Annotated in this window: 13 protein-coding genes; 9 read left to right on the top strand and 4 right to left on the bottom strand. The window is 43.0% G+C overall.

The annotated features are described in order from the left end of the window. The first annotated feature begins 314 nt into the window (after positions 1-314). Genes HOP38_RS21925 through HOP38_RS21915 form a run of 3 tightly spaced genes read left to right on the top strand, consistent with a single transcriptional unit; the run spans position 315 to position 3782 of the window. Positions 315-1424, top strand: coding sequence for a TackOD1 domain-containing metal-binding protein (locus HOP38_RS21925; RefSeq protein ID WP_198558984.1), 1110 nt, complete (start codon positions 315-317; stop codon positions 1422-1424). Then, a complete protein-coding gene (locus HOP38_RS21920) occupies positions 1417-2733 on the top strand; it encodes a glycosyltransferase family 2 protein (protein WP_198558983.1) in 1317 nt (438 codons plus the stop codon). The genes HOP38_RS21925 and HOP38_RS21920 overlap by 8 nt, the downstream gene beginning before the upstream one ends. A 14-nt stretch (positions 2734-2747) precedes the next feature. Continuing rightward, complete coding sequence (locus HOP38_RS21915) at positions 2748-3782, top strand: HlyD family secretion protein (protein ID WP_198558982.1); 1035 nt, start codon at positions 2748-2750, stop codon at positions 3780-3782. Here the strand turns inward: HOP38_RS21915 and HOP38_RS21910 are convergent. Beyond that, positions 3779-4387, bottom strand: coding sequence for a DUF6198 family protein (locus HOP38_RS21910; protein WP_198558981.1), 609 nt, complete (start codon positions 4385-4387; stop codon positions 3779-3781). The genes HOP38_RS21915 and HOP38_RS21910 overlap by 4 nt on opposite strands. Positions 4388-4637: 250 nt before the next feature. On the opposite strand from HOP38_RS21910, the gene HOP38_RS21905 reads away from it, so the two are divergent. Beyond that, the gene (locus HOP38_RS21905) at positions 4638-5222 is read left to right on the top strand and encodes an acyl carrier protein phosphodiesterase (RefSeq protein ID WP_198558980.1); all 585 of its coding nucleotides are present in this window, start codon (positions 4638-4640) and stop codon (positions 5220-5222) included. 94 nt (positions 5223-5316) lie between these two features. Next, positions 5317-5532 carry a TIGR02450 family Trp-rich protein gene (locus HOP38_RS21900; protein ID WP_006069640.1) on the top strand — a complete coding sequence of 72 codons (216 nt, stop codon included), beginning with the start codon at positions 5317-5319 and terminating at the stop codon, positions 5530-5532. A 22-nt stretch (positions 5533-5554) separates the two neighbouring features. Here HOP38_RS21900 and pncB read toward each other — a convergent pair whose 3' ends face one another. Next, a complete protein-coding gene (gene pncB, locus HOP38_RS21895) occupies positions 5555-6790 on the bottom strand; it encodes a nicotinate phosphoribosyltransferase (protein WP_198558979.1) in 1236 nt (411 codons plus the stop codon). A gap of 183 nt (positions 6791-6973) precedes the next feature. Between pncB and HOP38_RS21890 the strand changes: the two genes are divergently transcribed. From HOP38_RS21890 to HOP38_RS21875, 4 genes are all read left to right on the top strand, one after another. Further along, a complete protein-coding gene (locus HOP38_RS21890) occupies positions 6974-7642 on the top strand; it encodes an isochorismatase family protein (protein ID WP_198558978.1) in 669 nt (222 codons plus the stop codon). Further along, positions 7635-7967, top strand: a complete 333-nt coding sequence (locus HOP38_RS21885; RefSeq protein ID WP_038227010.1) for a YnfA family protein — start codon at positions 7635-7637, stop codon at positions 7965-7967. Before HOP38_RS21890 ends, HOP38_RS21885 begins: the two co-directional genes overlap by 8 nt. 162 nt (positions 7968-8129) lie before the next feature. Then, entirely contained in the window at positions 8130-9422 is a 1293-nt protein-coding gene (locus tag HOP38_RS21880) for a DEAD/DEAH box helicase (RefSeq protein ID WP_242456569.1), read from the top strand. A gap of 114 nt (positions 9423-9536) precedes the next feature. Beyond that, positions 9537-9884 carry a DOPA 4,5-dioxygenase family protein gene (locus HOP38_RS21875; protein ID WP_198558977.1) on the top strand — a complete coding sequence of 116 codons (348 nt, stop codon included), beginning with the start codon at positions 9537-9539 and terminating at the stop codon, positions 9882-9884. Here HOP38_RS21875 and hpfH read toward each other — a convergent pair. After that, complete coding sequence (hpfH, locus tag HOP38_RS21870) at positions 9881-10846, bottom strand: (2S)-3-sulfopropanediol dehydratase activating enzyme (protein WP_124942160.1); 966 nt, start codon at positions 10844-10846, stop codon at positions 9881-9883. The two genes, HOP38_RS21875 and hpfH, sit on opposite strands and share 4 nt — an antisense overlap. A gap of 71 nt (positions 10847-10917) precedes the next feature. Beyond that, positions 10918-13449 carry a (2S)-3-sulfopropanediol dehydratase gene (gene hpfG / locus HOP38_RS21865; RefSeq protein WP_198558976.1) on the bottom strand — a complete coding sequence of 844 codons (2532 nt, stop codon included), beginning with the start codon at positions 13447-13449 and terminating at the stop codon, positions 10918-10920. Positions 13450-13693: the final 244 nt, after the last annotated feature.

Here is a 13693-nt window from a genome sequence, read left to right as displayed (position 1 = left end):
CCTAAAGCGATTGTTAAAGGTATTAATATAGGAATCTTGTGCTAGCTTTAACAGTAGTTTGCCAGTTACTGATATGTGGATAAGATTCAATGACGATATGTGTACTAGGTAAAGTTCCCCAATTGCTCAGTAATAGTGCTCTAGAGCTAAAGAGTGTTTCTCTAAACGAAACATTGTTAGCGCAATCAGGCGTTGTTTGTGTGTTAAACCTGAACAATGAGGAACAAGATCGCATGTTAAGTCAAATACACCGTTCTAACTACGGTTGGAGCTGAAGAGTATTTACTTGTCAGCCCAGTTTCCTGAGTGATTATTTGTCTGATGGATTAGTGGATAGTGATTGGTTATCTAGTAAAGAAAAGCATTTGCCTTTTGAGAAGCTTAATCGAATCATCAATGAGCCGAGCGACAAATTATTAGCTTATTTATGGCTGGATGAAGCGAGAACACTATCTCCGATGAAAGTTATCAGTGAGACGGCCATCTACCGTTATCCCTTGTTGGATATTTATCATAACCAAGTTCGAACCCCTTTTCGCTACCTTCATAGGTTGGTTGATGCTGACTTAATAGAAGCTGACCAATGTGTCGACAGAGTGCGTTATTGTCACTCTTGTCAGTCTGGACACTTGAACTTTGTCGATACTTGCCCTTCGTGCCATTCAATTGATATCAAAACTTTTGACGCATTGCACTGTTTTACATGTGGCCATGTAGATGATGCCAAGCTGTTCTTATCAAGAAGAACAATGAGTTGCCCAAAGTGTCATACTGAGCTTAAACATATTGGAGTAGACTACGACCGACCATTAGAGCTGTATGATTGTAATAACTGTCATCAAGAGTTTGTAGAATCTGATGTGGTAGCAAAATGTATGACATGTGACCATACCAATTCGATCAATGAGCTAACATCACGAAGCTATTATCACTACTCAGTAGGGGAAAGTGCGCAACGCTATCTTTTAGATGATCAGCTTGAATCAAAGCGTAACATCATACTTTCTGGCTCTGTAACGACGTCGGTTTTTGAAGCAACTTTAGCTTGGAAGAATCAACTTTCCCTTCGACATAAACATCAAGATCTTTTAATTGGAATAAAAGTTCAAAACATAGATGACTATATTTTGAAGTTTGGGGATGTCGCTTATATCGAGTTTATCAGTGCGTTTTCAGAACAGTTAGAATCATTGTTCAGAACTACGGACTTGAGTTGCCAGTACACAGACGATGTATTCTTTATACTTCTCCCTCATTGTGAGTCGAGTTTTTTATCCGTTATTGAAACAAGAATTTCAGAGTTTGCTGGCAAAGTAGATTCAGAATTACTTTCTTTGATAGTCAAAAGTTGGTTATTGCCAAGCATAGAACTAAGTGTTGCTTCCGAATGGTTAAGTGAAAGGAAGTCAGAATTAAATGATTGAGGGCATAATCACAGTCGCAAAAACAACCTCTACTCAAGTATTCACTAATACAGAATTATTGATTACGTTTTTGCCTGTCATTCTGATGGTGGAGTTGCCTTTGATACTTTTAGTATTAATAGGCATTTTTAAATGGCATTGGAAAAATAAAGTGCCAGTTAACACGCACACACCCAATGTTAGCTTCATCATCACTTGTTACGGTGAAGGAAAGGGAATAGAGGTCACAGTGGATACGCTGGTGGAGCAAATATACCCAGGTAATATAGAGATACTCGCTGTTGTCGATGGAGCAGTTCAGAATGTAGAAACCTACCAAACGGCAATGAAGCTTCAAGAAAAATATGCTTCGCGTAAAGATAGAGTAGTTCGGGTTATTCCTAAATGGCAGAGAGGAGGCAGAGTCTCAACCTTAAATACCGGCTTATATAAAGCGAAACATGACATTGTGATCAACGTTGATGGTGACACCTCTTTTGATAATGATATGACGTTCAAAATGATGCGTCAGTTTACCGATTCTAATGTCATAGCAAGTGGTGGGGCATTGAGAGTTAGAAATTGGGACAAGAACGTGCTGACTAGGATGCAAGCCCTCGAGTATATGATGTCAATGCAAGGAGGAAAAACCGGCACCAGTCAATTTGGGTTATTAAATAATATCTCAGGAGCATTTGGTGCGTTTAGGAAGAAGCAGTTAAAACGTGTTGGTGGGTGGGACACTCATACTGCTGAAGATTTAGATTTGACCATGCGCCTCAAACAGTACAAACGTCGTTACCAACAGTCAAAGCTCGCTTTTACGCCTCATGCAGTTGGGCACACAGATGCTCCCGATACATTAAGGGACTTTGTACTGCAACGACTGCGTTGGGATGGTGACTTGTTATTTCTGTATCTTCGAAAACATATCAAGGGATTAACACCACGGTTACTGGGCTGGCCTGTATTTCTTTATACGATGGTTTATGGTGTTCTTCAAAACGTCCTGTTACCTATTTTCATCGTGCTATTCACAAGCTACATTTTTGCTAGCTACCCAATTTTATTTTTTGCGTCAGTATCCTTTATCGTGTACGGGATTTATCTAGGCTTTGTCGTAGTTAAATTTACGGTTTACCTATGCTTAATATCCGAGAGAAAAAAAAGTGATGTTAGCCTTGCTGGTTGGCTAGTCTTCTATCCGATATACGCTGTTTTTTCTCGATTTGTGACAGCTTTTTCAATTATCAACGAAACAGTGCGACGCTCTCACGAGGAGTCGAGTATGGCACCTTGGTGGGTACTAAAGAGAGGTAAAAGATTTTGAAAGTTACATTTCAAATGAATAAGCAAAAATCGCCACAAAAAGAACGTGGGATGAACGTTGCCTATGGAGAAGCTAAGCGAACGGGTTATAGGCTTCGCTGGTTTGCGTTGCTGGCGATAGTTATTTTCCCCGTTGCGGTGGCTCTGTATTATCTAGTGAAGCCGCAGGTTTTTACTATAGCTCAAGGTGTCGTGAGCTATGAGCCGGTTTCTATTAGCGCGCCGCAAGAGAGCGTAGTTGAGAGTCTATTCTTTGAAGTTGGTGATAGTTTTTCGCAGGGACAGTTTTTACTTCAGTTACAAAATAGAGTGTTGGACGATGAAATCAGTTTTTTACAAGGGCAGATTGATGAGTTAGAGAGCTATGCTCAACGCAGAGGAAAAGACCTTTCGAGTATGTATGCTTTATCAGAAATGGAAGCACAGAAAAACCTAAACGAAATTGAAAAAATAAAGAGTGAATTTCAGAAGTTTAATAATGAAGGATTAGTCAGTACCGGGGATTATGCTTCTGTTTTAAACAATTATTATTCAGCACAGTCACTTAAATCCAAAGCTTCGCTAGAACTGGCTCTCGCGAAGTTGGAGGAAGCTGACGAACAATATGTTGGTTCGATTACCAATATTATTCGTCAACTTAAACAAGAGTTAAATCGCAAACAGAGTCAAAAACGCGCTCTACTTATTTCTGCACCATTTGATGGACATGTGATAGACGTTATTGCAAAAAGAGGGGAGCGGTTTGAAGCGCATATGGAGTTAATCACGATTGCGCCAGATACTGATCAGGTTAAAGTCATCGCTTACTTAGATTCAAAACACATTGATAAGGCGAAGGTTTCGAGCAAAGTAACCGTTAAATTACCGAACGGAGAGAGACTTAATGCTCACGTATCTAGCCCTACAGAACTTGCCTCAAAACTACCGATTCAATTATCCAAGCCTTTTGAGGGCCAGCAAGCTCTGTTGGAAGTAGTATTGACCATCGATGAACCAGTTCCACCTAGAGAAGAACTGATTCAAGGTATGCCTGTAGAGGTTTACTTTTAAGAGTTGGCTGCGACAGGCTGATAACGCCCTGGCTTGTGATTCATCGCTAAAATTAGGTTAGTTGCAATGGCTCCGACAGCGGATAGAGCGATGAGGTAGAAATCGACGACAAACAGTGACAGAACCACAATAGTGCAGTCTAGTGCCATTTGAACTTTGCCTGCTCGTATGCCGAAGCGCTCTTGCAAGAACAGAGCGAGAATATTAAACCCACCTAAACTCATTTTATGACGGAAAATGACCAACATGCCCATTCCAATTAGTCCGCCACCAATCAACGCAGCATAGATTGGTTCAATGTGTGCGATCTGAATGACGTGGTGAAGATGGTCTACCGCGAATGAAACGATACTCACGGCAATAAAGGTATTGATGGTGAACTGCCATCCCATTCGGGTTACCGAAAGAATGTAGAACGGTAGGTTAAGCATAAAGAACACTTGACCAAAACTGAGAGCGGTCACTTTAGTGATAAACAGTGCGAGTCCCGCAGTGCCACCGGTCAGTAGCCCCACTTGGTTGAAAAAAATAACGCCAAGTGATACCAGTGCGCTGCCAAGAGTGAGAGCGAGTAGGTTCTCTCTAAGGCTATGATCTTTGTCCATAAAGACACTTCCTTTGAAAATAAAATTGATATCTACAGTGCAAACGATCCTTCGTGGAACTTCACAAATGTAAGAGGCGCGAGTTTAATTGTGACGGCAGGGTGGTGTCGAGTTGATGGCTGATATCAGATTTTTATTGAGTGTTTCGTCAGATTTACACTTGGCGCATACGATGCTATGAGTGAGTGTGGGATTTGACCGTTTGGATAACAGTCACCACAATGTAGCAAACGACTAGTAATGGAGAGATATGAATTTCTTAGCACACCTGCACATTGCGGATCACTGTCAGAGCAGTCTACTAGGCAACTTACTTGGAGACTTTGTTAAGGGGGACCCCTCAAAGCTCTATAATTCTGATGTTAGCCAAGGGATCAGGCTGCACCGTTTTGTCGACTCTTATACCGACAACCATGCCATCATCAAACTGTGTAAACAGCGTTTCGATCCAGACCTAAAACGATTTGCGCCTATCGCCATGGATATGTTTTGGGACCATTGTCTAGCTAAGCGATGGCATGATTACCACCATCAAACCCTGCAAGAATTTGTTGATAGTGCAGAAGCAAAGATTACGTCTACTGAAGAAGTATTACCAGAGCGTTTTATCAATATGACTTCTCATATGTGGCAAGGACGTTGGTTAGAGTCATACAGTGAACTAGAAAACATACAGTACGCCTTAGAGCGAATGTCACTTAGAAGTATGCGCATGACACCTCTTGCTGATTGTGGAGTGCAACTAGAACAGAATTATCAAGAGTTTTCAGACTTTTTCGCTGAACTCTATCCCGAGGTTCTTGAGCAAGCGATTAAGATCGGGAAGATTTTCTGACGATTTGGCGAACTATGTTTGTCTTGTTTGAACTTAATCTATACCTGACGCGTAGAAGAAATTCTAATGATAAACAGATGGTTATGGGTTTGAAATGAATCGTATTAATCCAGCGAAATTACGAAACAGCAAATGGACGGCGATTAAACCGCTTAATAGAGAAAAGCACTTTCTGGTGTCAGAAGTCGAGTTTGAAGAGGATGGGACAGTCATGTCGTGCAAGCTTGAAGCCGTGCTGTCTCGTAACGAATATCCGATTGATTGGACAGAGTTAAAAGACAGCGAAAAGTGGCTTCAAGGATGGAAATAGCGGTGTGGTTGAACGTTTGAGCTTACGCCGCATATTTGCTTTGTACACCGAAGCTTTTCTTTAATTCAGCTAAAAATTCTTCATCTTCGCACATAGCTTTTTCTGGCTCGTCACTGATTTTAGCAACAGGACGACCGTTGCATTCAGCCATTTTGACGACAATAGACAGGGGTTGGTATTGCACAGAATCTTGTTGCCAATTGCCCATGTCATTGGCCAGAAATGTACCTATACCAAAGCTGATATTCGCACGACCCGCGAAGTACTCACATATGTCGAGAGCGTCAGCAAAGTTTAGGCCGTCGGTGAAAATTAAGATTTTTGACATTGGATCGATACCAAGGGACTGGTAATGCGCGATCATCTTGTCTCCCCATTCAAAAGGATTGCCTGAATCATGACGTACGCCAGCGTAGTCATTGGCTCGCTCTACATTGAAGTCCTTTAGAAAGGCATCAATACCAATCGTATCAGTAAGCGCAATACCAAGTTTTCCATTAAACGTAGACTGCCAAAGGTCTAGAGCAACTTGTTGCGACTTCTCTGGTTCCACTAGTGCTTGATGCGCCATAAACCATTCATGTGCCACGGTACCAATTGGCGTAAGGTCTAGCTCTTTTGCTAATTGATAGTTGCTTGTGCCACTCATTAGTGCAGGAGCATGTTGCTTGAAGTAGCTCACCACCTCGTGTTGAACCGGCGCGCTAAATCGACGACGGCTACCCATTTCAGAAAACTGAAAATTTTCAATGGAACGTTTCTTCAGTTCGGATTTTATTGCATCGACTTTTTGTTCAAGCGTAGTCGTGAACTGAGAGTAAGGTATTGCGTTCCAACGTTGGCGACTGCGCAGCTCTGAGATAATGCTCATCACCAAGGTTTCGTAAAGAATGGTTTCGTGCCAAATGCCGGTAATGGAAACACTAAGCTGTTTATCAGTCTTAGATACCTTTACTTGGTGCTTAGGAGCAAATGCGAAGTCAGACAGATAGTTGAGGAAGTTATCGTTGAGATAAGGGGCTTGAGTTCTTAAGTAAGCAATATCGTTGGTCGTAAATCGACATTCAGAAAGAGCGTTTATCTCTTTTTCGATAAGGGGTTGGAGGTCTGATAAATCTTCATTCGATCGAACAATGAGTTCGTAACGCACGCGAGTCTGCGGGTAATGCGTGAATGCTGCAAACATCATATTGATTTTGTATACGTCTAGGTCGAGTGCGCTTTGAATAATACGACCGTTGAAAAGTGAGCCTGACATCCGGCATTCCTACTGTGTTACTAGGATTGATAAAGAAGTGGCACTCTAGATAAGGCTGAGAAAATTGTCAAATACCCTGTTGGGTGAAGACGCTATTCGTAAAGGACGTGTGTTATCTATTTACTTAAGTATGATAGAGAGTATTACCGATTAAACCCTAGACGAATCGTGAAGGAAGTCACCATGTCTTTGACCACTATACAACTCTTTAAATCCCAAACTGCGTCCATTGATGTGGACCCTCAAAAAGGATTTAGCGAGCTGTGTCCTGATGAATTGCCAGTGCAAGGCGCGTTAGAGATTGTTGCAGAGTTGGTAAACAATCATAGTAAAGCTGCGTTAAAACTGGTTTCTCGAGATATGCACCCTCCTGGTGCCGCTTGGGAGGCGGAAACGCCGGAGCGTATGCTGGAACCAGTTGGATTGCCTGAGGTCGACATCAAATGGAATCCTCACTGTGTGGTGGGAACGGAAGGCGTGGAGTTGCTGCCTGGACTGCCAGCGATTCGTGACTATGATTTTCAAATCAATAAAGGCATCGACCCAGATGCTCATCCTTATGGTGCATTTTATCACGACCAAGCTGATACATTATCAACGGGAGGGATTGAGTTTTTACAATCTAAACAGGTTAAGAATGTGATTGTTGGTGGCTTGGCTCTAGACTTCTGTGTGAAAAAGTCTGTTGAACAGCTCGTCGATGCAGGCTTTGACGTTATTCTGAATTTGGCTTCGACGCGTGCCGTATTTCCTGACAATGTGCAGGAAGTCATTGAGCATCTTGTTAGCCAGGGTGTAACAGTTGTGGAAGACGCTGCCTCCATCCAGTTATTGGATACTTTACATGCCTGAACTAAAAACAATGGGGCTGTTCTTCGTCACTGCAGTGGCGGAGATATTAGGTTGCTATCTGCCTTACTTGTGGTTAAAAGAAGGGAAGTCAATTTGGTTGCTTGTCCCTGCTGCGATTTGCCTTGGTTTGTTCGCCTGGCTTCTTTCCTTGCACCCTACAGCGGCTGGCAGGGTGTATGCCGCGTACGGTGGCGTTTATATTTTCGTTGCAATCTTGTGGCTTTGGCTTGTAGACGGCATTCGTCCAACTATGTGGGATATTGTCGGCGTATCAGTCGCATTACTTGGTATGGCAATTATCATGTTTGCCCCAAGAAACATTTAGTCTAAGTAGCAAGTTGAAAGTAAAGCATTGGTATATCTGCTCGGTAGTAGCAGTTGTACACCGTTCAAGTAATGATTGATGAACTAAGTTAATAATGGCGTTAACCAATGTCGTGTTATCTGATACACTCGCGACCCCTAAATAATACCTGTTGGCGAATTTATGACAGACAAGACTTTACTTGATGCTTCCGAAGGCGTGATTTCGTTTGATTCTTTTGCTTTTAGTAGCACAATTCATCAAAACCTAGCTGCGTTGAACTATGAGTCGCCAACACCTATTCAAGCACGTGCTATTCCACATGTTCTTGATGGCAAAGATATCTTAGCCGGAGCACAAACAGGCACGGGAAAAACTGCGGCGTTTGGGCTTCCTTTGATTCACAAAATTGCTCAAGAACCTAAGGTTCGAGAGTCTAACTCAAAAGTTATTCGCTCTTTAGTACTCACACCAACAAGAGAACTTGCACAACAGGTGTTTGATAGCTTAGTACCGTTAGCAAAAGACACTGGACTTAAAGTAGTTGTTGCTTACGGTGGCACAAGTATGGGCGTACAAACTAAAAACCTAGTTGGTGGTGCTGATATCTTGGTAGCAACACCAGGACGCCTTTTGGATCACCAACATAACCGCAATATCACTTTATCTGAATGCGAATATCTAATCTTGGACGAAGCTGACCGTATGTTAGATATGGGATTCATGCCAGACTTGAATCGTATTCTCAAGCGCTTACCAAAAGAGCGCCAAAATATGATGTTCTCAGCAACATTTGAACAGCGTATCAAAACGCTAGCGCATCGTATTATGAATGAGCCCATCGAAGTTCAAGTCACCCCAGCGAACTCGACGGCAGATACCGTAAAACAGATGGTTTATCCCGTCGACAAAAAACGTAAACACGAACTGCTGGCGTACTTAATTGGTTCCCGCAATTGGCAACAGGTATTGGTGTTTACCAAAACAAAACAGGGTAGTGATGCACTCGCAAAAGAACTTAAGCTCGATGGCATCAATGCGGTTTCGATCAATGGTGATAAGAGCCAAGGAGCGCGTCAAAAAGCGTTGGATGATTTTAAATCCGGAAAAGTACGAGCATTGATTGCAACGGATGTTGCGGCTCGTGGACTAGATATTCAGCAGCTGGAGCAAGTTGTGAACTTTGAGCTGCCGTATAAAGCGGAAGATTATATCCATCGTATTGGACGAACAGGTCGAGCGGGGCATGCGGGTTTTGCAGTATCGTTAATGAGTCACGATGAGCAGTATCTTCTAGAAGCAATAGAGCGTTTGCTAGATACGCGATTACCACAAGAGTGGTTGGCAGGCTTTGAACCAAGTCCGGCCTCTGAAGTCGAACCTGATCGTGCACCTCGCCGTAAAGGTCGAGGGGCGGATAAACGTAAGATGAAAGCCAAGCTTAAGATTCATGCCAATCGTGGTAAAAAGCGCTAATTTACTTCAAAGAAAATAAGGGTAAGAATTTAACTTCTTCCCTTATTTTTCAGATAGATATCAGTTACAATCCCGCCACTATTTCCTCTCGCAATTTTATCGCAAAGTAACCCCATGACATCACCTCAAACCCCCAAAAACCTTCACGATAAATACCATGCACACGTCTACTTTGATCAATCTTCTTTAGAAATGGCTACCGTGTTAAGTGAAACCATTACAGAAAAATTTGGTCTGCATGTCGGAAGAGTGCATCAAAAGCCTGTTGGGCCTCATACGAAATGGAGCTTCCAGATTTTGTTCTTTCGTGAAGACTTTGATGCACTTATCCCTTGGCTTGATAGTGTAAGAGGCGAACTCAGTGTTTTAGTACACGCCGACACTGGCGATGACCTTATTGATCACACCACTTATGCATATTGGCTAGGTAAAGAAGTGCCTCTTAATCTTGACGGATTCTAATTTGTGCATTTCAGGCTAGTGTTTTTGGTTCCAACCGTACAATGGATGCCTCGGCGATTAAAGTAGTCGGCAATTTGATTTACCCTTAGTTGAAAGCTGTCACGGTCAAAGGCTAGATCGGCCATCTTGTATGGCAACCCTAATGAGCGGTATTTCTCTTCCCCTAAGCGCATAAAGCTAAGTAACTGCAGCGTTTGTACGCGTCCGTTGAGCTCATTAATAATGAAATCGGCGGTCGCGGCAATATTCTCATCGTCATCGTTGATGGACGGGATAACTGGGATTCTCAATATGATGGGCTTTTCAGTTTTACTCAATGCTCTAAGATTATTGAGGATTTTGCGATTATCAACTCCGGTGTGCGCTTTGTGGCGCTGGCTATCTAGTAGCTTAATATCGGAGATAAATAGATCGGTATAGGGAAGGAGCTTCTCTATTCGGTTCCAGTTAGCAAAGAAACTCGATTCTAAACAAGTGTGGATGTTTTCTTGTTTGCATAACTTAAACAACTCCAATACAAAGTTGCTCTGTAAAAGGGGCTCTCCGCCAGACACAGTTACACCTCCACCTGAACGTTGATAGAAGCCTTTGTCTTTGCGGATAGCCGCCATGCACTCATCCAAAGTCATGAAACTGCCCCATTGTTTGATTGCTTCTGCAGGGCAGTCGTCAGAGCAAGCCATACAGGAAGAGCAAAGATCACGTTTGACTTCAAATAGACAATCATCGGAAAACGTCAACATATCGGGCGATGGACAAACATCTAAACACGTTCCGCAGTGCTCATTTGAGATGCACTGGTTATGGTAGACCCCGACTTCTATACTGCGATTAAAACTCTCCGGGTTTCCACACCAATCACATCGTAGAGGACATCCTTTAAGGAAGAATTCAGTTCGGATCCCTGGACCGTCGTGGAGTGTGAAACGCTGTACATTCAATACGGTGGCTTGGTTTGACACAAATAACCTCAATTAAGTTAGAAGCTGGGCGTTGAATGCCCAGCTTGACAGTAGTTGTATTAGGTTATTTGTTAGAACCTAAGCTCGGTGCGTTGAATTAAGTCGTCTTGCAAAGGTTTCCCAAGTTCCACGAAATACGCACTGTATCCTGCTACTCGCACTAACATGTCTCTGTATAGCTCAGGATTTTTCTGAGCGGCGCGCATTTTGTCCGAACTCATAATATTAAACTGCACGTGCATGCCTTGTTTGGAGATGTATTCGTCGATAAAACTGACAAGAATATCTCTTCCTTCAATACCTGAAACGGCGTCTTCTGGAAAACGTAAATTGAGTAGAGTGCCATTGGTTGCCAAGCTGTGGTCTACCTTAGTGACGGAGTTGACGATAGCGGTCGGGCCTTGCGTATCGTGCGAACCACCTGCGGTATGGACAGGTCCCATGTTATCAGAGATAGGTTCTTCATTTTTGCGACCATCTAACGACGCATTGGTGTATAAGCCCATACCAACATTCGCATTGACGGTGTATACGCCTGGACTAAACTTTCCGCCTCTAGGGTTGATGCGTCCTTTGATATGACGGCAATAGCATTCAAACATAAAAGTGAATAGCTCATCGGCTTCATCGTTGTCGTTGCCATAATGGGGGATCTTGGAGCTATTGACGAGCGCGTACAGCTTTTCATAACCAACCCAATTATTCTTCACAGCATCAAGCAGTTGTTTACCCGTGTACTTCTTGTCCTCAAATACTAACTTCTTAATGGTAGAGAGAGAATCGGCGCAAGTCGCTATTCCAGCAGCCTGCGGAGCGGTACCATTATATTTCACACCACCAAACGTCATATCACGTCCGGTTTCGATACAACCTTCAAAAAACGCTGAGATATAGGGAGTGGGTTTGACCATACGATGAATTTTGTCGGTGACATTTAAGCAGCTACATAATTGATCGCACCAGTACGCAAACTGCTTATCGACACTTTCGAGAACTTGTTCAAATGTTGCGTAAGTTTCTAAACTGCCAGTATCTGGCCCTAATTGCTGGCCGGCATTTGGTCCTGAAAGAATTCGTCCACCATTGATGACCATTTCCATCATTTTTGCGGTATTCACGTAGCCGGCGTCCAACCAACCATGCTCTTTGCCGGGGATTGTAGGTTCAACGCAGCCAACTACAGCGTAATTTCTCGCCTCAGCTAAAGACACCCCTTTACCTAACATGGCTTTTATCGCTGGGGTATCATTGAACAATTTAGGGTGACCGTAACCGGCTCTAATGCATTCAATCGTCTTAATCTTGAGCTCGTACGGTGTTTTCTCGTGCATTCGAACGCAGACCCAAGGGTTCATCATTCGAGTATGGGCTGATGCTTCCAACATTAACATTGTTAGGTCGTTGGTGGCGTCTTCACCTTCTGAGTCTACTCCACCTAGAGTTAAGCTTTCTCCACCAAAACCTCGACCATTGCGAACTTTTACTGTGCCTTTATCTTTGAGCTTAGTGGGGTTGTTCATTTTGACGTAAAGCACTTCAATGAGCTCTAGGATAAACGACTTTGATACGGCACGTTCATTGACATCTTTTTGGTAGAACGGAAGTAACCATTGGTCCATACGACCATAAGAGATAGAGTGACCATTTCCCTCAATTTGGGTCAAAGTGACGGCAAAATTGAATAACTGAATAGCTTGCCAGAAAGACTTTGGAGCACCACCTGCGATTTGTTGACAGTTGAGGGACATGGTGTGCAGTTCTTGTTTGCGTTTAGCGTCAGTTTCATGTTCCGCCATTTCAGACGTTAACTGCGCGTACCTCGCAATATAGTGCTTAGCCGCTTCTAAACACACAATGGTCGCTTTGTAATAATCTCGTTTATCGCTATAGTCGGGGTCTTGTTTCGACAAGTCCTTTAATGCGGAATTGGCCTGCAAGATAACCCCGTCATAACCAAGCGTCATGAGCTTAGTGAAGTCCATGGCAAAATGTCCGATGCCTGCAAAATGGTAATTATTGGTCTGAAAGACTTTTTCACCCATATGTGAGCCTTTCTTTTGGTCATCATCAAGGTGGGCCGTAATGATCTCATTGGCCGTTTTGCCTTTCCAGTATGCGCATAACTCCAAAATTTCGTTTTTATCCTGCTCATTGCGTATATAAAATTGGTCGTTACTTCGTTCTTCAAAAGGAGAGTGAAGGATTTCGTCAATGATCCAGTCAACGGAGAATTCAGGATAAATAGGTGAGGCTTTTGCTGGAGCAGCAATCTCCCCTAGGATTAGTTCGTCATCATAAACGTGCAGTGTGCAGTTATGGAGAATGTTCTGGAAAGCGAAAGCAGTCTGCAGGATACGTGGTAAGGTTTCATTCTCTCGATATGCTTCGGTAACAAGACGAAGACGCTCAACGTCGATGTCATACGACCTATCTAGGAAGGTTTGTCTTAATTGATTAACTCGCGGGAAAGGGGACCAATCGGCATGATCCACTTGGTATCCTAACCCATAAACCTTATCAAACTCTTCGATTCCCCTTGCTGACGTGTGCTGATGAGCCTGTGTTTCAAATAACTGCTCCGACTCTAACTGGAAGTGATCCATTGTTTACCTCATAAATTTAAATACGATGAATTCGTTAACAGTTTCAAATCGATACTTCTTTGAAGGCGTCCCTGTTGAAGGTCGATGATTGCTCGTGTTTATCCGCTACCACGGTTTATCTACAAGGATCTGAAGGGAAGGCTGATTCGGATGAGAGCCTCTTAAAAACACCTTCAGTCTTATAGACGCTTTTGAGTGAGCATTTTGTTCAAAACTGTATGGATATGGTCATTATAAGGAGATG

The organism is Vibrio mediterranei, from assembly GCF_013364395.1.
Classification (GTDB): Bacteria; Pseudomonadota; Gammaproteobacteria; order Enterobacterales; family Vibrionaceae; genus Vibrio; species Vibrio mediterranei.
This window is presented reverse-complemented; position numbering and strand designations above follow the sequence as displayed.

Excerpts from the sequence above, each read along its gene's own strand:
- HOP38_RS21920 (WP_198558983.1), top strand. The coding sequence starts at position 1,417 with ATGATTGAGGGCATAATCACAGTCGCAAAAACAACCTCTACTCAAGTA.
- HOP38_RS21915 (WP_198558982.1), top strand. The coding sequence starts at position 2,748 with ATGAATAAGCAAAAATCGCCACAAAAAGAACGTGGGATGAACGTTGCC.
- HOP38_RS21910 (WP_198558981.1), bottom strand. The coding sequence starts at position 4,387 with ATGGACAAAGATCATAGCCTTAGAGAGAACCTACTCGCTCTCACTCTT.
- HOP38_RS21905 (WP_198558980.1), top strand. The coding sequence starts at position 4,638 with ATGAATTTCTTAGCACACCTGCACATTGCGGATCACTGTCAGAGCAGT.
- HOP38_RS21900 (WP_006069640.1), top strand. The coding sequence starts at position 5,317 with ATGAATCGTATTAATCCAGCGAAATTACGAAACAGCAAATGGACGGCG.
- pncB (WP_198558979.1), bottom strand. The coding sequence starts at position 6,790 with ATGTCAGGCTCACTTTTCAACGGTCGTATTATTCAAAGCGCACTCGAC.
- HOP38_RS21890 (WP_198558978.1), top strand. The coding sequence starts at position 6,974 with ATGTCTTTGACCACTATACAACTCTTTAAATCCCAAACTGCGTCCATT.
- HOP38_RS21885 (WP_038227010.1), top strand. The coding sequence starts at position 7,635 with ATGCCTGAACTAAAAACAATGGGGCTGTTCTTCGTCACTGCAGTGGCG.
- HOP38_RS21880 (WP_242456569.1), top strand. The coding sequence starts at position 8,130 with ATGACAGACAAGACTTTACTTGATGCTTCCGAAGGCGTGATTTCGTTT.
- HOP38_RS21875 (WP_198558977.1), top strand. The coding sequence starts at position 9,537 with ATGACATCACCTCAAACCCCCAAAAACCTTCACGATAAATACCATGCA.
- hpfG (WP_198558976.1), bottom strand. The coding sequence starts at position 13,449 with ATGGATCACTTCCAGTTAGAGTCGGAGCAGTTATTTGAAACACAGGCT.